Source organism: Microbacterium neungamense (genome assembly GCF_024971095.1).
Taxonomy (GTDB): domain Bacteria; phylum Actinomycetota; class Actinomycetes; order Actinomycetales; family Microbacteriaceae; genus Microbacterium; species Microbacterium neungamense.
Map to the genome: position 1 here is coordinate 564,387 of NZ_CP069717.1, position 18,010 is coordinate 582,396.

The 18,010-nt window shown below is 70.3% G+C and carries 13 protein-coding genes and 2 pseudogenes; 4 read left to right on the forward strand and 11 right to left on the reverse strand.

All coding sequences use genetic code 11. The features are described from left to right. Position 1: 1 nt before the first annotated feature. The 3 genes from hpaE to JSY13_RS02705 are packed head-to-tail and all read right to left on the reverse strand — an operon-like array spanning position 2 to position 3,746. A complete protein-coding gene (gene hpaE, locus JSY13_RS02695; protein WP_259608248.1) occupies positions 2–1,540 on the reverse strand; it encodes a 5-carboxymethyl-2-hydroxymuconate semialdehyde dehydrogenase in 1,539 nt (512 codons plus the stop codon). Continuing rightward, the gene (locus tag JSY13_RS02700) at positions 1,540–2,223 is read right to left on the reverse strand and encodes a GntR family transcriptional regulator (protein ID WP_259607474.1); all 684 of its coding nucleotides are present in this window, start codon (positions 2,221–2,223) and stop codon (positions 1,540–1,542) included. The genes hpaE and JSY13_RS02700 overlap by 1 nt, the downstream gene beginning before the upstream one ends. Next, positions 2,220–3,746 (reverse strand): fumarylacetoacetate hydrolase family protein, encoded by a 1,527-nt coding sequence (locus JSY13_RS02705; protein WP_259607475.1) that lies wholly within the window; start codon positions 3,744–3,746, stop codon positions 2,220–2,222. Before JSY13_RS02705 ends, JSY13_RS02700 begins: the two co-directional genes overlap by 4 nt. A 128-nt stretch (positions 3,747–3,874) precedes the next feature. On the opposite strand from JSY13_RS02705, the pseudogene JSY13_RS02710 reads away from it, so the two are divergent. Beyond that, positions 3,875–5,256: pseudogene (locus JSY13_RS02710) on the forward strand (MFS transporter). Positions 5,257–5,363: 107 nt separating this feature from the next. On the opposite strand, the gene JSY13_RS02715 reads toward JSY13_RS02710, so the two are convergent. Beyond that, positions 5,364–6,065: an IclR family transcriptional regulator gene (locus JSY13_RS02715; protein WP_259607476.1), complete on the reverse strand. Its 702-nt coding sequence runs from the start codon at positions 6,063–6,065 to the stop codon at positions 5,364–5,366. Positions 6,066–6,205: 140 nt separating this feature from the next. Here JSY13_RS02715 and JSY13_RS02720 point away from each other — a divergent pair, with 140 nt between their 5' ends. Beyond that, a complete protein-coding gene (locus tag JSY13_RS02720) occupies positions 6,206–8,074 on the forward strand; it encodes an FAD-dependent monooxygenase (RefSeq protein ID WP_259607478.1) in 1,869 nt (622 codons plus the stop codon). A gap of 311 nt (positions 8,075–8,385) precedes the next feature. Here JSY13_RS02720 and JSY13_RS02725 read toward each other — a convergent pair. Next, positions 8,386–9,782 (reverse strand): IS3 family transposase gene (locus JSY13_RS02725; protein WP_370428832.1). Its coding sequence is split into 2 segments (ribosomal slippage): positions 8,386–9,446 and positions 9,446–9,782, totalling 1,398 coding nucleotides; the frame shifts between segments, so codons are not numbered across the junction. A 101-nt stretch (positions 9,783–9,883) separates the two neighbouring features. On the opposite strand from JSY13_RS02725, the gene JSY13_RS02730 reads away from it, so the two are divergent. After that, positions 9,884–10,042, forward strand: coding sequence for an IS3 family transposase (locus JSY13_RS02730; protein WP_432806459.1), 159 nt, complete (start codon positions 9,884–9,886; stop codon positions 10,040–10,042). A 28-nt stretch (positions 10,043–10,070) separates the two neighbouring features. Here JSY13_RS02730 and JSY13_RS02735 read toward each other — a convergent pair. Continuing rightward, a pseudogene (locus tag JSY13_RS02735) lies at positions 10,071–10,325 on the reverse strand (transposase); the annotation flags it as partial. Between the two features lie 231 nt (positions 10,326–10,556). Here JSY13_RS02735 and JSY13_RS02740 point away from each other — a divergent pair. After that, entirely contained in the window at positions 10,557–11,612 is a 1,056-nt protein-coding gene (locus JSY13_RS02740) for an IS110 family RNA-guided transposase (RefSeq protein WP_432806392.1), read from the forward strand. Here the strand turns inward: JSY13_RS02740 and JSY13_RS02745 are convergent. The 5 genes from JSY13_RS02745 to JSY13_RS02765 form a co-directional block, all read right to left on the reverse strand. Beyond that, positions 11,602–12,441 (reverse strand): IS110 family transposase, encoded by an 840-nt coding sequence (locus JSY13_RS02745; RefSeq protein WP_259607480.1) that lies wholly within the window; start codon positions 12,439–12,441, stop codon positions 11,602–11,604. The two genes, JSY13_RS02740 and JSY13_RS02745, sit on opposite strands and share 11 nt — an antisense overlap. A 403-nt stretch (positions 12,442–12,844) precedes the next feature. After that, the gene (locus JSY13_RS02750; protein WP_259607481.1) at positions 12,845–13,507 is read right to left on the reverse strand and encodes a LutC/YkgG family protein; all 663 of its coding nucleotides are present in this window, start codon (positions 13,505–13,507) and stop codon (positions 12,845–12,847) included. After that, positions 13,504–14,925 carry a LutB/LldF family L-lactate oxidation iron-sulfur protein gene (locus JSY13_RS02755; protein ID WP_259608249.1) on the reverse strand — a complete coding sequence of 474 codons (1,422 nt, stop codon included), beginning with the start codon at positions 14,923–14,925 and terminating at the stop codon, positions 13,504–13,506. The genes JSY13_RS02750 and JSY13_RS02755 overlap by 4 nt, the downstream gene beginning before the upstream one ends. A gap of 131 nt (positions 14,926–15,056) precedes the next feature. After that, positions 15,057–15,830, reverse strand: coding sequence for a (Fe-S)-binding protein (locus JSY13_RS02760; RefSeq protein ID WP_259607482.1), 774 nt, complete (start codon positions 15,828–15,830; stop codon positions 15,057–15,059). After that, positions 15,827–17,614: an L-lactate permease gene (locus JSY13_RS02765; RefSeq protein ID WP_259607483.1), complete on the reverse strand. Its 1,788-nt coding sequence runs from the start codon at positions 17,612–17,614 to the stop codon at positions 15,827–15,829. Before JSY13_RS02765 ends, JSY13_RS02760 begins: the two co-directional genes overlap by 4 nt. Positions 17,615–18,010 lie beyond the last annotated feature (396 nt).

An 18,010-nucleotide genomic window follows, 5' to 3' on the forward strand; every position in this document is an offset into this window, starting at 1 on the left:
GTCAGCGGGGGTCGGGGTCGTCCAGGTCCGTGGGCTCGTGGACGTCCTGCTTGCCGAACGTGGGGTTGTGCGGGGCGCCGAGCGTGATGTGCACGCTCTGCTGGTCGGTGTAGAAGTCGATCGAGCGGTAGCCGCCCTCGTGTCCCAGGCCGGATGCCTTCACGCCGCCGAACGGGGTGCGCAGGTCGCGCACGTTGTTGCTGTTCAGCCACACCATGCCGGCCTCGACCGCCTGCGCGAAGTTGTGCGCGCGCTTGAGGTCGTTGGTCCAGATGTAGGCGGCGAGACCGTACCTGGTGTTGTTGGCGAGGGCGAGCGCCTCCTCCTCGGTGTCGAACGGGGTGATCGCGACGACGGGCCCGAAGATCTCCTCCTGGAAGATGCGCGCGTCCGGGGAGACGTCGGCGAACACGGTCGGGGCGACGTAGTTGCCGGTCGGGAAGCCCTCCGGCCGGCCGCCGCCGGCGACGAGACGGCCCTCCGTCTTGCCGATCTCGATGTAGCTCATCACCTTGTCGTAGTGCTCGGGGTGCACCAGCGCGCCGACCTCGGTGGCCGGGTCGTGCGGGTGCCCGACCTTGACGCGCCCCGCCTGCGCGGCGTAGCGCTCGACGAACTCGTCGTACACCGACCGCTCGACGAGGATGCGGGAGCCGGCGGTGCAGCGCTCGCCGTTGAGAGAGAACACGCCGAAGATGCACGCGTCGATCGCCACGTCGAGGTCGGCGTCGGCGAAGACGACGGCCGGGCTCTTGCCGCCGAGCTCCATCGACAGGCCCTTCAGGAACGGTGCCGCGTTGCCGAAGATGATCTGCCCGGTGCGGCTCTCGCCGGTGAAGGAGATCAGCGGGACGTCCGGATGCTTCACCAGGGCGTCCCCGGCGTCCTCGCCGAGCCCGTTGACGAGGTTGAACACGCCTTGGGGGAGCCCGGCCTCCTCGAAGATGCCGGCCCAGAGGGATGCCGAGAGCGGGGTGAACTCGGCGGGCTTGAGCACCACCGTGTTGCCGGTGGCCAGGGCCGGGCCCAGCTTCCACGACTCGAGCATGAACGGGGTGTTCCACGGCGTGATCAGGCCCGCGACGCCGATCGGCTTGCGGTTGACGTAGTTCATCTGCTTGCCGGGCACCTTGAAGGCGTCGTCGGCCTGCGCGACGATGAGGTCCGCGAAGAAGCGGAAGTTCTCCGCGGCGCGGCGCGCCTGCCCGAGGGCCTGCGTGATCGGCAGGCCCGAGTCGAAGGACTCCAGCTCGGCCAGGCGGGCGTCCCGCGACTCCACGATGTCGGCGATGCGATGCAGCACGCGGGAGCGCTCGCGCGGCAGCATCCGCGGCCACGGGCCCTCCTGGAACGCGCGCTTCGCCGCCGCCACGGCGCGATCGATGTCGGCCTTCTTGCCGGCCGCCGCGCGGACGTAGGTCTCGTTGGTGACGGGGTTGAGCACCTCGAAGGTGTCGCCGTCGGCGGAGTCGACGAACTCGCCGTCGATGTAGTGCTGGATCTTCTCGGGCAGGTCTGCCGGGACGTACACGTCGGTCATCATCGTCCTTCTCTGGTGGGTGTGGATTCGGGATGCCGGGCGTTGAGGAACGCGTCCATCGTGCGCCAGCGGTGGTTTCGGGCCGCCAGCTCGATCTCGAGCGGGTCGGCGTGGGTGCGGATCAGCTCGAGGATGCGGGTGTGCTCCTCGACGGAGTGGCGGGCGCGTCCGGGCACGAACGCGAACGTGGTGTCGCGGATGCCGGACAGGCGCGCCCAGCCGCGGTGCACGAGGTCGAGCAGATGCGGGTTCGGGCACGGCTCGAAGAGCACCGAGTGGAAGTCGCGGTTCAGGTTCGTGAAGGCGTGCGCGTCGAAGTGCTCGAGGAGGCGGGTCATCCGGTCGTTGATCCGCTCGGCGCGGGCCAGGGCGTCCTCGTCGAGGAACGGTGCGGACAGCGCGGTCGCCGCCCCCTCCACCAGGCCCAGGGTCTGCATGGTGTGCGCGTACTCGCTCTCGTCGACGAGGGAGACGCGGGCGCCGACGTTGCGCTCGAAGGTGACCAGGCCCTCCGCCTCGAGACGGCGGATCGCCTCGCGCACGGGCACCACGCTCATGCCGAGTTCGTCGGCGATCGAGCCGAGCACCAGCCGGTACCCGGGCCCGAACGCGTGCGAGGCGATGCGCGCGCGGATCCAGGCGTACGCCTGCTCCGACTTGCTCCCCTCGCGCGTCAGCGTCATCCCCGCTCCTCGCGGCCGGCCTCGTACTTCGCCCGCCACTCGGCGTTCATCGGGAACAGGCCGTCGACCGGGTGCCCGGCGGCCACCTGCTCCGCGATCCAGGCGTCCTCCTCCTCCTGCCCGAGCGCCTCGTCGGCGACCTCCTCGGCGAGATCCGCCGGGATCACGATCACGCCGTCGCCGTCGCCGACGATCACATCGCCGGGCTGCACGGTGGCGCCGCCGCAGGCGATCGTGACATCGACCTCCCACGGGACGTGGCGGCGGCCGAGGACGGACGGATGCGCGCCGCGGGAGAACACCGGGAGGCCGATCTCGGCGACGGCGTCGAAGTCGCGCACCCCGCCGTCGGTGACGACGCCGGCCGCGCCGCGGGTCTTGGCGCGGAGGGCGAGGATGTCGCCGAGGGTGCCGGTGCCGGACTCCCCGCGGGCCTCGATGACGATGACCTCGCCCTCGGCCACGGCGTCGAAGGCGCGCTTCTGCGCGTTGTAGCCGCCGCCGTGGCTCTTGAAGAGATCCTCGCGGGCGGGGACGAAGCGCAGCGTCTTCGCTGTGCCGACGATCTTGGCGCCGGGCAGGTTCGCGGAGACGCCGTCGATGAAGCAGGAGTGCAGCCCGCGTTTGCGCAGCTGGCTGGACAGCCCGGCCGTGGGCGCGGCCTCCAGCTTCGCGCGGAGGGCGGGGGACAGGCCGGCGGACCCTGAGCCCGTCGAAGGGGCGGACGCTTCGACACCCTCAGCGTCCGAGGTTCCGGACCCTGAGCCCGTCGAAGGGTCCGGGAGGCCGGCGGCCTCGCGGGAGCCCCAGGCCTCCTCGCGCTGGACGTCGTCGACGGCGGGGAGGGAGCCGAGGGCGGGATCGAACGGGACCTCGCCCTGGACGACCGTGGTGCGCAGCCGCCCCGATGTGCGGTGCGGGCCTGCGATCGTGTCCACCTCGATCTCGACGACGTCGCCGGGCACGATCACGGACGACCCGGCGGGCGTGCCGGTGAGGATGACGTCGCCGGGCTCCAGGGTGAAGTGCTGGGACAGGTCGGCGACCAGCTGGGGGAGCGGGAACAGCAGCCCCGCGGTGGTGTCGTCCTGCTTGAGCTCGCCGTTGACCCAGGCCCGCACGCGCAGCGCCGACGGGTCCACCGCGGCCGCGTCGATCAGCTCCGGACCGAGCGGGGTGTACCCGTCGCGGCCCTTGGAGCGCACGTTCGATCCCTTGTCGTTGGCGCGCAGGTCGTACAGGCCGAGGTCGTTCGAGGCGGTCACCGCGGCGACGTGCGACCACGCGTCCTCGACCGACACGTGCCGCGCGGCGGTGCCGACGATGAGTGCGATCTCGCCCTCGAACGCCAGCAGCTCGGTGCCGGCGGGCCGCTCGACGACACCGTCCGTGCCGGCCACGGAGCTGGACGGTTTGAAGAAGTAGGAGGGGGCGGCCGGGCGGCGTCCGCGCTGATCCGCGCGGGAGATGTAGTTCAGGTGGATCGCGATGATCTTTCCGGGCCGACGGAGCGGAACGGTCACGGGCGCCTCCTCGCGCGAACGGGCACCGGGGCCGGTGCTCTGGTGCGTTGTATCCGAAATCGTATATCATTGCGACGCGGGTGACAACACCCGAAAAGTCCCACCGGACAACGACGTCAAGGAGCATCATGAGCGACCAGCCCGGCTCACCCGGATTCACCCCCACCGGAACCATCGCCAGCCCGGCGGACCGGCGACGCGTCGTCTTCGCCACGATCGTCGGCACGACCGTGGAGTGGTACGACTTCTTCATCTACGCCACAGCGGTCGGCCTCGTCTTCGGCCAGCTGTTCTTCGCCCCGCTCGGCAAGAACAGCGCGCTGATCGCGTTCGCCACCGTGGGCGTGAGCTTCCTGTTCCGCCCCCTGGGCGCCTTCCTCGCCGGCCACTTCGGCGACAAGCTCGGCCGCAAGACGGTGCTGATGTGGACGCTCATCCTGATGGGCGCGGCCACCGCGCTGATCGGCGTGCTGCCCACCTATCCGATGATCGGGATCGCCGCTCCGGTGATGCTCGTCCTGCTCCGCATCCTGCAGGGCATCTCGGCGGGCGGCGAGTGGGGCGGCGCGGTGCTGATGGCCGTCGAGCACGCCCCGAAGAGCCGGCGCGGCGCGTTCGGCGCGTCCCCGCAGATCGGCGTGCCGCTCGGTCTGCTCCTGGCATCCGGCGTGATGGCGCTGATGACCGTGATCGCCCCCGGGGAGCAGTTCCTGGCCTGGGGCTGGCGCATCCCGTTCCTGCTCAGCGTGGTGCTGATCCTCGTCGGCTACTACGTGCGGCGCCGGGTGGAGGAGAGCCCCGTCTTCACCGAGCTCGCCGAGCGCAAGGAGAAGGCGCGGATGCCGATCATCCAGCTGTTCCGCGAGCACGCCCTGCTGGTGCTGATCGCCGCCTTCGTCTTCGCGGGCAACAACGCGGTGGGCTACATGACCACCGGCGGGTACATCCAGGGCTACGCCACGAACCCGGAGGGTCCGCTGGCGCTCGACCGCGGCGCCGTGCTCTGGGCGGTCACCGGATCCGCGGTGACCTGGCTGCTGTCCACGCTGGCGGCGGGCTTCCTGTCCGATCGGCTGGGCCGCCGCACCACCTACATCCTGGGCTGGATCCTGCAGCTGATCGGCGTGTTCGCCCTGTTCCCCTGGTGAACACCGGGAACATCGGCCTGCTGTTCCTGGGCCTGGCGATCCTCACGGTCGGCCTCGGGTTCACCTACGGGCCGCAGGCGGCGCTGTACGCCGAGCTGTTCCCGGCATCCATCCGCTTCTCCGGCGTCTCCATCTCCTATGCGATCGGCGCGATCCTCGGCGGTGCCTTCGCCCCCACCATCGCCACCGCGATCGTGTCGGCGACCGGCTCGACCGGAGGCGTGACCTGGTACCTCGCCGGGATGACGCTGCTCGGGCTCCTCGCCAGCGCGCTGCTGCGCGACCGCAGCGGCATCCCGCTCGGGCCCGAGCACGAGGCGGAGCAGGCGCGCAGCCCGATCCACGGGCTCGCCAAGGCCTGACCTGCTGTGGACGACGAGGCGCGCCGCCCGCGGGGGTGGCGCGCCTCGTCGCGTGTCAGCCGCCGAGCGCCCCGTCGTGTGTCAGCCGCCGAGCGCCCCGTCGCGTGTCAGCCGCCGAGCGCCTCGCGGATGGTGTCCGCGGAGCGGCGCAGCCGGGCGGCGATCTCCTCGTCGGTGAAGCGCGTGGCGACGTGCACCACGGCGATCGCCGCGGGACGCTGGCCGCGCAGCGGCAGCGGGACGGCGACCGACTGCACGGTGGGGATCACCTCGTCGTGACTGGTGGCATGACCGCGGGCGGCGACCTCGGCGACCTCCGCGTGCAGCTCCGGCGGGGCGGCCGGCCACTCGGCATCCGTCAGCTGGGCGAGGATCGCCTTGCCGGGCGCGCCGCGGGTGACCGGATGCCGCGCCCCGGGCCGCTGCGCGACGCTGGCGACCGCATGCCGCGGCTCGACGCTCGCCAGCGTGATGCACTCCTCGCCGTCCAGCACCGCGAGGAAGCAGGTCATGCCGAGATCGTTGGCGACCGCGGTGAGCTCGGGCAGCGCCTCGGCCTGCAGATCGTGCGCGACGCCGGCGGCGAGGGACGCCATCCGCGGGCCGAGGCTCACCGCCCCGGAGGCGTCCCGGCCGACGAGGCCGTGGTCCTCGAGCGTGCGCAGCAGCCGGTAGGCGATCGAGCGGTGCACGCCCAGGCGGGTCGCGATCTCGTCGATGGTGAGCGCGATCCGGGCATCCGCGAGCACCTCGAGGATGCGGATGCCGCGGCTGAGGGTCTGCGATGCGGGTGCGTCCGTGCCGGCCATGGTCCGCCCTTGCGCTCGATCGGGGAGCACGCGTACGATCACTCGTAGCGTGTTCAATAGTAGAACGTTCCGTTCGAATATAGAACACTGGTCTGGACGAGGGCAACCCGAACAACGAGGTCCGGAAGGGATCGACGACGATGCAGTTCCACCACCACGGTTATGTCTCCGGCGACCCGCGCGTGCTGCCGGCGAGCGGCTTGGGCGTCGACCGCCCCGCAGAGCTCCCGGATGAGATGGACGTGCTCATCGTCGGATCCGGCCCGGCCGGCATGCTGCTCGCGGCCCAGATGTCGCAGTTCCCGACCGTGTCCACCCGGATCATCGAGAAGCGCGAGGGTCGGCTGGTGCTCGGCCAGGCCGACGGCATACAGCCGCGCAGCGTGGAGACCTTCCAGGCCTTCGGCTTCGCCGAGCGCATCGTCGCGGAGGCCTACAACATCGGCTGGATGAACTTCTGGGGACCGGACCCGGAGAACCCGCGCAACATCACCCGGATCTCGCGCACCGAGGACTACGCGCTGAAGATCAGCGAGTTCCCGCACCTGATCGTGAACCAGGCCCGCGTGCTGGACTACTTCGCCGGGGCCGCCGCGCACGGCCCCGGCCGCATCACGCCGGACTACGGCGTCGAGTTCGTCGGGCTCACCGTGCACGAGGACGGCGAGTACCCGGTCGAGGTGCGCGTGCGCTACTCCGCGGGGGAGCGGGCCGGCGAGGAGCGCACCGTGCGCGCGAAGTACGTCGCCGGCTGCGACGGCGCCCGCAGCGGGGTGCGCCAGGCGATCGGACGCCAGCACGTGGGCAAGCAGGCCCTGCACGCCTGGGGCGTCATGGACGTGCTGGTGAACACCGACTTCCCGGACTGGCGGATCAAGTGCGCCATCAACTCCGAGGCGGGCAACATCCTGCACATCCCGCGGGAGGGCGGATACCTCAGCCGGATGTACATCGACCTCGGCGAGGTCTCCGAGGACGACCACCACCGGGTGCGGCAGACGCCGATCGAGGAGATCATCCGCCGGGCGAACGCGATCCTGCATCCGTACTCGCTGGACGTGAAGCAGGTCGCCTGGCACAGCGTCTACGAGGTCGGCCACCGCGTCACCGACGGCTTCGACGACGCGTGGGGCACCGACCGCTCGCCGCGGGTGTTCCTCACCGGCGACGCGTGCCACACGCACAGCGCCAAGGCCGGGCAGGGCATGAACGTGTCGATGCAGGACGGCTTCAACCTGGGCTGGAAGCTGGGCGCCGTGCTCACCGGCCGCAGCCCGGAGACGATCCTGGAGACGTACGCCGCCGAGCGCCGGCCGGTCGCACAGCAGCTCATCGACTTCGACCGGGAGTGGTCGAGCCTGATGGCCCGCAAGCCGCACGAGATCACCGACCCGCAGGACCTCGCCACCTACTACCTCGCCACCGCCGAGTTCCCCTCCGGGTTCATGACCCAGTACGGCCCGTCGATGATCGTCGGATCAGACACGCACCAGGATCTCGCGCCCGGCTTCCCGCTCGGCAAGCGCTTCAAGTCGGTGGAGGTCACCCGCGTCGGCGACGGCAACGCGGTGCACCTCGGCCATCACGCCAAGGCGGACGGGCGCTGGCGGGTGTACGCCTTCGCCGACCGGGACGCGACGGCGCTGGCATCCTGGGCGCAGAAGGCGGCGCCGGTGTTCGCGCGGTTCACGCCCGCGGATGCCGACCCCGACGCCGTGTTCGATGTGAAGGCGATCTACCAGCAGCGCTACGACGAGCTCGAGATCACCGCGGCGCCGGAGCTGTTCCTGCCCAAGAGCGGCCCGCTCGGGCTCACCGACTGGGAGAAGGTGTACGCGGCCGGCCCCACCATCTGGGCGAAGGCCGACGTCTTCGACGAGCGCGAGCTCTCCCGCGACGGCGTCGTGGTCGTGGTGCGGCCGGACCAGTACGTCGCCGCGATCCTGCCGCTGGACGCGGTCGACGAGCTCGCCGACTTCCTTGCCGGCGCGTTCCTCCCCGCCTCCTGACCCCCGCCTCCTGGACGTCCGGGCTTCCGCGTCTTCCGCTCGGGCGGGATGCTCACACCCCCCTCGGGTTCGGGGCGGATTCTCGCACTTGGGGCGGCACTGGACCGCCCCGAACGCGAGAATCCGCCCCAAACACGGGTAGGAGGGTGGGGGACGGATGCCAAGGTCAGGAGTTCACGCGGATGATCTCGCGCTGGTACGGGGCGATCACGGCGCCGGAGCTCAGTATTGAGACTGTCAGTCTGTTTCTGCCGCATCCCGCAAGGATGAGGAAGTCCCGGAAAGTGTCAAGGCGGGTGAGACAGATTCCGTCAGGCGGTCTGTATGAGGGCCTCCTGTGAGGGCTGGTTGATCCAGGCGGCCTCGGGCAGCTTGGGCGCCTGGGGTCGGCGGTGGCCGAAGCGCTCGGGACGGGCGGCGTAGGCCGCGTCCAGGGTGGCCTGGCGCTGGGCGCGGACCTGCCCGGCGGTGCCGAAGTGGACGCTGGCGGGGGTGTGCAGCCCGATCCCGCAGTGGCGGTGCTCGTGGTTGTAGTAGGCGAAGAACTGCTCGGCGAACGCGCCGGCGTCGGCCAGGGACCCGAAGCGCTCGGGGAAGACCGGGGCGTACTTCAGCGTCTTGAACGCCGCCTCGCTGTAAGGGTTGTCGTTCGACACGTGCGGGCGGGAGTGCGACCTGGCCACCCCGAGGTCGACGAGCAGCTGAGCGACCGGTTTGGAGGTCATCGAGGTCCCGCGGTCGGCGTGGATCGCCTCCGGCACGCCATGGATGCCCATGGCGTGCTCGAGCAGGTTCTTGGCGATCTCGGCGTCCTCGCGGGCCGCGATGGTCCAGCCCACGACGAACCTGGAGAAGATGTCGAGCACGACGTACAGGTCGTAGTACACGCCCCGCTCCGGCCCCTTGAGCTTTGTGATGTCCCAACTCCACACCTGCCCCGGCGCCGTCGCGACGAGCTCGGGCCGGGTCCGGGGCGGGTGGCTCGCCTGCCGGCGCCGTTCCCCGGCCATGTCGTGCTCGCGCAGGATCCGGTGCATCGTGGACATCGAGCACAGGTAGGTGCCCTCGTCCAGCAGCGTGGCCCAGACCTGGGCGACCGACTTGTCCGCGAACCGCTGGCTGGTCAACACGGCCAGCACGTGGGCCCGCTCGGCGGCGGACAGCTTGTTCGCCGGTGCCGGCCGCGGTGTCCGTGGACGTGGCGGTGGCGGGTTCTTGGCCCGGTAGTGACTGGCGCGGGAGCGACCCAGCAGCGCGCACGCAGCCGCGGTGCCGACGTGCTCGGCCAGCCCGTCGACGGCCGGGTTGATCACCGCGGCGACCGCGGCGGCTTGTCCGCGCTCTCGGAGAGCGTCTCCAAGAGCGCGTGTGCTTTTCCCATCAGGTCCAGCGCCGCCCTGGTCTTGGCCAGCTCGGCCTCGGCCTTCTCCGCCCGGGCCCGTAGCGCCTGCAGCTCCCGCTCGCGCCGGTCCCGCGGCTTGCTGCCCAGCCCGGACAGCGAGCCGGCGGCCGCGGCCTTGCGCCACTCGATGATGTGGGAGGTGTACAGGCCCTCCCGGCGCAGGATCTCCCCACGCCCAGAGCGGTCCGCGGCGTCGTACTCGGCCAGGATCGCCGCTTTGAACTCGGCGGTGAACGTCCGCCTCTTGGGCCGGTCAGCACGAGGAGCCATAGCCCCATCATCGGTGCCGACGTCAGCAACCGTCATCGTCATCTCAGTATTGGTCCGTTCTCGCCCCGTGCAGTGCGAAGGTCAGCAGTGCTGGTGTCTCACCCCATCCTGACGCACGGGGGATCCGCGATGTCGAGATCGCCGTCGCCGAATATGTCGACTGGTTCAACCAGCGGCGACTGCACGGCGAGATCGGGCACGTCCCGCCGGCCGAGTTCGAGCGGTCGCATTGGGCATCGCTCGACGCGACCCGATACGCTCACGAGCAGGTTCCGATCGGAGCCGGTTCCAGATAACCGAGCCTCCACGAAACCCGGGATGCTTCTATGTGTTGTCAAGTCCGCTCTGCTCGCTGAGGCGGCGGTAGAGCTGGCGGGCTATGTATCGCTTGAGTGAGCGGCGGATTTCCTTGGTGGTGCGTCCTTCGGCTCGTCGGCGTTCGACGTAGGCGCGGGTCGGCGGGTGGTGCGACATTCGGGTCAGCGCGATCGACGATAAGGCTCTGTTCAGACGCCTGTCGCCTCCTCGGTTGAGGCGATGACGGGTGGTGTTTCCGCTCGAGGCGGGCACGGGACTGACAGTGATGATGGTGGTGGGAGCCCCGCAGCGGTTGTCCTGACTCAGCGACTGACTGACTACGGGTCTTGAACGCGATCTGTCGTTCGATCGCTGCGGGGCTGCCATGCACTCACCGTGCGAGGGTTGTGACCTCATAGGAGCCTGTGCCAGCAGGCACCCATCACTGTCTTGTCCGCTCGCTCTCGGATGGTGCGTGCCGTCCGATCGGAGAGTTGAGAGGAAGGGACGGCGATGACCACCATCGCACGAGAAGAGCAGCAGGACCAGGTCATGATCGTGGCGGGTATCGACACGCATGGCGATTCCCACACCGCGGCGGTCATCGACACCACCGGCCGGCTGCTCGGGAGCGCGCAGTTCCCCGCGAATCGTTCCGGTTATGCCGCGTTGCTGAGTTGGGCGTGTGCGTTCGGTGTGCTCGTGATCGCGGGGATCGAGGGCACCGGCGCATACGGTGCCGGTCTTGCCCGTCACCTGCGCGCTGCGGGTGTCGAGCTGCGGGAAGTGGACCGACCGGACCGGAAGTCGCGGCGCTTTGCCGGTAAGTCCGACCCGCTGGACGCGGAAGCTGCCGCCCGGGCAGCGTTGGCAGGCACACGATCGGGGATCCCGAAGGACCGAGCAGGGAAGGTGGAAGCGCTCCGCAATCTGCGGATCGCCAGGCGCAGCGCCGTGACCCAGCGCGCCGACTGTCAACGCCGGATGAAGGCGATCATCGTCACCGCACCCGACGCGCTCCGCGAACGGTTGCGGGGGCTGTCAGACCGGGAGCTGATCGAGGTATGTGCCGCTGCACGTCCCGACACCACACGCGCCGACGAACCCGAGCAGGCATCGAAGATCGCGCTGCGCGCTCTCGCACGCCGCCACCAGTCGCTGACCGCCGAGATCGCCGAACTCGACGCACTCATCGACCCTCTCGTCGCGGACATCAACCCGCGGCTGCTCGCCCTCAACGGGGTCGGCGCCGATGTCGCCGGGCAACTGCTCGTCACCGCTGGCGAGAACCCCGGCCGGCTCCGTTCCGAAGCCGCATTCGCGATGCTCTGCGGCGTCGCGCCCATCCCCGCCTCATCAGGCAAAACCCACCGACACCGCCTCAACCGCGGCGGCGACCGCCACGCGAACGCCGCGCTCTACCGCATCGTGCTCTGCCGGCTCCGCTGGGATCCCAGAACCCGCGCTTACGCCGCCCGACGCACCACCGAGGGCCTCTCGAAGAAGGACATCATCCGCTGCCTCAAACGCCTCATCGCCCGCGAGATCTACACCGCCCTCACCACTTGACATCCATAGGAGCATCGCCGGCGAGCACGGCGAACGCTGCTTCGGAGCGGACCCGGCCGGGGTGTGACCAGGCGGCGATGATCACGGCCGCGTTGATCGCGCCGATCCCGGGCTCGTCGAGCAGGATTGCGGCGTCGCTGGCGGCGACCAGCGCGGTGATCGCGTCACGGTTAGCAGCGAGGTCCTCATCGCAGACGGCAACCCGTCGGGCCAGCCGGATCGCTTCCCGGCGGGCTGTCGCGGTCGCGAGGTCCTCCTGTCGCGTGCGCCAGGACTCGATCGCCGCGAGCTGCTTCTTGGTGAGCGAGGCGCGGGCGTCGATGCCGAGGTCGACCGTTCGAAGCAGCGCGGTCAAGGCGTTGATCGACCTGGTGCGTTCGAGGTTGATGAGGTCGCGGGCGCCGATCAGCACCCGCAGCGCCGCGCGGACTCCCGCGTCCTGACGCGGATCACGGAGGTTGTCGGCATCGACGCCGAGCACGGAGCGGGCGATCAGTTCCGCGTCGATCTCGTCGCTCTTGCCTCGTCCGCGACGTTCACGTGCCGCTGTCGGGAACGACTCCACGACCCGGTAGCCGGCGTCCTGGCATGCTCTCGCGAGCCGGGCGCCATACGAGCCGACGCCCTCGATCGTTACGAGCACATCGGCCAGCCCGCTGGTGCGCCGAGCGATCCACGCGACCGCGCGTGATAATCCCGCCGGCGTCGTCGGGAAGGTCCGAGTGTCCACTCTGGCGCCAGTGCGCGCGTCGAGCACGGCGAGAGTGTGTGTTCTGGAATGGGTGTCCGCGCCGATGACATACGCGAACGTGTTTGCGACGATGGTCATGGTGACCGTGATCCTCTCCACTGGGTTGACGTCACTGCTGGCGTCGACCCGGGAATGGTCACTTCGAGGCAGGCCTGTAATGGGCCACGACCGCCGTGAACGGTCGGGCAAGCTTCTGATCAAGCCATCGGAGTGGGCAGGGTCGGCGCCGGCACCCACCCGGCCGGACAGATCCTGGGAAAGGCACCCCGCCGAAGCGGGAGGCCAGGCGATTCAAGAGTCACGACCAGACGGAGCACCAGCACCCACCCTGCCAGCCGACCCCAGGCCAGCCACTTCAGAGACTTACAGGCGCTTCAGCTGGACCATCTCGCCGAGGGAGGCGTTCTTGCCTCCCACCGACTCGACGTCACCGAGTCCGAGGTCCTTGAACCACACGACGTTGGCGCTCATGGGCGTCCTTTCATTCGCCGTCGCCGGCGTTGCTGACGATGATGACGACCAGGGTCCGCGGCCCGTGCACGCCCTCGACCCGCTCGAGCTCGATGTCGCTGGTGGCGCTGGGTCCGCTGATCCACGTCTGTGGCCGCGGTCCCTCGGCTGCCGGGCGCAGGCGTGCCACCGCGTCGGGGACGTCGTGCACCACCTGGTCGGCGCGGACCACGCACACGTGGGTGTCGGGCACCAGGGTCAGGGCCCGCCGGCCCTGGTCGGCCGTGTGGTCGAGGACGATCGTGCCGGTCGTGGCGATGCCGACGGCGGACCCGGTCACCACCGCGTCGATCGCGTCGAGCTCGGCCGCCGTCGCCGCCTCTGCCTCGGGGAGCACCTGCGCGACCTCCGCGACGGCGTCCCGCCAGGACGGCTCGACGCCGGTCGGTAACACCACGCTGCGGCACCCGTTGGCACGCAACGCGGCCGCGATCTCGGCAGCGACGTCCTGCGGCTCCACGCGCACGACCGTCGCCCGGTAGTCGGCGACGTTCTCCGCGAAGAGCGCCAGCGTCTCGGCAGGGCCCACCGCGGTGGTCTCGACCGTGGGAGCGGGCCCACGCGCACCCGCTGGGGTGGTCACGTCCGCCACGGCCCCGCGGACCCGGGCCAGGATCTCCTCGCGCGCGCTCACCGCTCGCCCCCTTCGCTCTCGTGCTCGCGTGCCCACCACTGCCGGAAGGTCTCCGTCGGTGGCGTCGGCACGTCCCGGGCGTTGGTCCAGGCCCCGAGCCCCGGCACGGAACGGATCGTCCGCTTGCCCAGCACCCGACCCGCCGCGGTCGCCGCCTTCTGCGCGAGCGTCAGGCGCTTCGGGTCGGACAGCAGCCAGGCGGTCGCCTTCATGGCCGCGGCCTCCGGTGTGGGGCCGGCCTCCTCGACGACCTTGCCGCGCAGCTCGACGAGGAGCTCGGGGATGTTGATGCGCACCGGGCAGGCGTCGAAGCAGGCGCCGCACAGGCTGGAGGCGTACGGCAGCGACTTGTCGACGTCGCTCGCGGTGCCGCGCAGCTGCGGGTTGAGCACGGCGCCGATGGGCCCGGGGTAGACGGAGCCGTAGGCGTGGCCGCCGGTGCGCTCGTAGACCGGGCAGACGTTGAGGCACGCCGAGCACCGGATGCACCGCAGGGCCTGGCGCCCGAGCTCGTCCTCGAGCACGTGGCTGCGCCCGTTGTCGAGGAGGACGACGTGCACCTCCCGGGGGCCGTCGCCGTCGTGGACGCCCGTCCACATCGTCGTGTAGGGGTTCATCCGCTCACCGGTGCTCGACCGGGGGAGCAGCTGCAGCATCGGGCCGAGGTCGTCCCACGTCGGGAGCACCTTCTCGATGCCCACGACCGAGATGAGCGTCTCGGGCAGGGTCAGACACATCCGGCCGTTGCCCTCGGACTCGACGACGACGAGCGTCCCCGTGTCGGCGATGGCGAAGTTGGCGCCCGAGACGGCGACCTTGGCCCGCAGGAACTTCTCGCGCAGGTGCAGCCGGGCGGCCTCCGCGAGCCGGGCGGGCTCGGCGGTGAGGTCGTCGGGTGCCGGACGGCCGACCTTGGCCATCTCGCGCCGGAAGATCTCGCGGATCTCGCTGCGGTTGCGGTGGATGGCGGGGACCAGGATGTGGCTGGGCCGGTCGTGGCCGAGCTGCACGATGAGCTCCGCGAGGTCGGTCTCCCAGGCGTGGATGCCGGCCTCCTCCAGCGCCTCGTTGAGCTCGATCTCCTGTGTGGCCATCGACTTGACCTTGACGACCTCGTCGGTGTCCTTGCTGGTCACGATGTCGCGCACGATCCTGTTCGCCTCGGCGGCGTCGCGGGCCCAGTGCACCACGGCTCCGCGCGCCGTCAGGTTCGCCTCCAGCTGCTCGAGGTAGTCGCCGAGGTGGGTGAGCGCCTCGTCCTTGGCCTGCGCACCGGCGGCGCGCAGCGCCTCCCAGTGGGGGAGCTCGCCGACGACCGCGGCCCGCTTCGCGCGGATGGTGTGGGTGGCGTGCTGCAGGTTGCGGCGCTGCTGGGTGTTGGCCAGGGCGGTCCGGGCGGCCTTGGGGAACTTCGGCATTCCCACGAACGTCGGCGACGTCGTCTGCACCGGTGCCCCCACGGCACCACGGGTGCGGTCCGGGTATGCCGCGGGGCCCAGCCCCACGTCGCCCGTGGGTGGGTCGGTGGCGGCCCCCGGGGTCGCGCTGCTCATGCCGGGTCCTCCTCGGTCGACGCCAGGATCTCGGCGAGGTGCATGCGCCGCACGCCGGAGCGCTGCCGGCCGAGGATGCCGCCGATGTGGGCCAGGCACGAGTTGTCGCCGGCCACGAGGACCTCGGCGCCGGTCTCGACGACGTGCCGCGCCTTGTCCGCGCCCATGGCGATGGACACGTCGGCGTTCTTCACCGCGAAGGTGCCGCCGAAGCCGCAGCACTCCTCCGCGCCGGGCAGATCGACGAGGTCGATGCCGCGCACCGCCCGCAGCAACTGAAGCGGGCGGTCGCCCACCCGCAGCATGCGCAGCGAGTGGCACGTCGGGTGGTAGGTGACACGGTGCGGGAAGTAGGCGCCGACATCGGTGACACCGAGGACGTCGACGAGGAACTCCGACAGCTCGTAGACCTTGGGCCCCACCTCCTGCACCCGGCCGAGCAGAGCGGCGTCCCCGCACCCGCGGGCGATCATCGGGTGCTGCTCACGCACCGAGCCGACGCACGACCCGGACGGCGCCACGACGGCGTCGTAGTCCTCGAACACGTCGGCGAACCGGCGCACCAGCGGGACGGCGTCCGCGGCATACCCGGTGTTGGTCAGCATCTGCCCGCAGCACGTCTGCTCCATCGGGAACTCCACCCGGCAGCCGAGCCGCTTCAGCAGGCGGACCGTGGCCTTCGGCGTCTCGGGCCACATCGTGTCGTTGAAGCACGTGGCGAACAGGGCGACCTTGAGGTCCGCAGCCGCCGGGCGTGACGTCGTTGTCATGGGAGCATCCAAGCAAGAACGGTGGACTGGAGCCCGACGAGGAGACAGACGGCCGTGATGAGGCCGATGCTCCAGGGCAGGACCTTGCGCAGGATGTCGGCTTCGCGGCCGAGCAAGCCGACGGCCGTGGCCGCGATGGTGAGGTTCTGCGGGCTGATCATCTTGCCCACCACGCCGCCGGAGGTGTTGCTGGCGACCAGCAGGGTCGGGTCGATGCCGGCCTCGGTGGCGGCGGTCTGCTGGAGGGTGGCGAAGAGGGCGTTGGCGCTGGTGTCCGAGCCGGTCACCGCCGTCCCGATCCAGCCGAGCAGAGGCGAGAGGAAGGCGAAGGCCGCGCCGGCGCCAGCGATCCAGGTGCCGATCGTGATGGTCTGACCTGAGAGGTTCATGACGTAGGCGAGAGCCAGGACCGACGCCACGGTGAGGAAGGCCCATCGCATCTTGTGAGCAGTGCCGACCAGCTCGCGTCCCAGTCCCTTGAGGCCGATGCCGTAGATGAGGGACACGACCAGGGCGCAGATGAGGAGCATCGTCCCGGGTGAGCTCAGCCACGACAGCGTGTAGACGGCGGACGCGTTCGGGGTGCCCCCATGCGTCAGCACCTGGTCCGCGAGGCCGGGCCACGGGATCTTGACGTCTGTGCCGGCCAGCCAGTCCTTCACTGCGGGCACGAGCTTGGCGAGGGCGAAGACGACGATGACGAGCACATAGGGGAGGAGAGCCATGCTGATCCGGCCGGCGGTGAGCGAGCGGGCGCGCGCGTCGAGCTCGGCTAGGGACACCTCGTGGGCGTCGCGCCCGCCCCGGCCGGTCGCGGAGGCGGGTCGTGCGGCGGACGTGACATCCTCACTGCCGGTGATGCGGCTGGCCGCACCGGACTCGCCGACCGTGGCCAGTTCCTGTTCGCGCTCCCTCGCCAGGGTCGACAGCGCCGCCTGGCGCCCGGTCGGCTTCCACACCCGCAGGAAGAGGACGGCGGCCGCGAGGCTGGCCAGGGACGCGATGATGTCGGTGAGCTCGACCGAGATGTAGGTGGCCGAGAGCCACTGGAAGACCGCGAAGGTCACGCCGACGACCATCGCGATGGGCCAGGTTTCCTGGACCCCGCGTCGACCGCCCGCCATCAGCACGAGCAGGAGGGGCACGAAGACGGCGATAAGCGGCGTCTGGTGGCCCACGTAGGCGCCGATCTCGGTGTAGGGGATGTTCGTGAGTGCACCGGCGGTGATGATGGGAGTGCCGATCGCGCCGAAGGCCACCGGAGCGGTGTTGGCCAGGAGCACGACGGTCGCGGCGCGCAGGGGCGAGAAGCCGACCGCCATGAGCATGACACCAGTGATCGCGACAGGTGCCCCGAAGCCGGCGAGGGCCTCGAGGAGGCCGCCGAAGCAGAAGGCGATGATGATCGCCTGGATGCGCGGGTCGTCCGAGATGAGGTGGAACGTGGCACGGAGGTCCTCGAACCGCCCGGAGGCGACGGTCACCTGGTAGAGCACGATCGCGGTGAAGACGATCCACATGATGGGGAAGAGGCCGAAGGCCGCTCCCTGGGTGGCTGCGAGTGCCGCGAGGCCGACCGGCATCTTGAACGCAGCCGTGGCCACCAGGATCGCGACTGCCAGCGCGGTGAGCCCCGCCCAGTGCGCCTTCCAGCGCAGGAGGCCGAGGGTGACGAACACGGTCAGCAGGGGTAGCGCCGCCACCAAGGCGGAGAGGGTGAGGCTGTCGGCGACCGGATGCAGGTCCGGTTGGAACGCGCCGGCCATGGCGTGGGATGGGGTCATGGGAGTGTCCTGTGTCAGCGTCTTTGTCCGGTTTAGGCCGTGGGATCAAACAACATCGGGGTCTCCTAGTTTGGGTTGATTCTTCCACTGTGCTTGATGGTAGGCAAGGCGCTGGACGGCGGCTCGGGCGAGGCCTTCGCGGCGTGCGCGGCGGATGGTTTCACCGCGGCCCTCGTGTTCGTCCAGTGGGGTGACGTAGCCGATGCCCGAGTGCAGTCGTGAGCCATTGTGCTCGGTGCGGACGACGTCCAGCTCGGCGCGCAGACACTTGATCTGCCTGGTGGCGGACAGTTCATCTGAATCGGCTGTAAGTCTCTGAAGTGGCTGGCCTGGGGTCGGCTGGCAGGGTGGGTGCTGGTGCTCCGTCTGGTCGTGACTCTTGAATCGCCTGGCCTC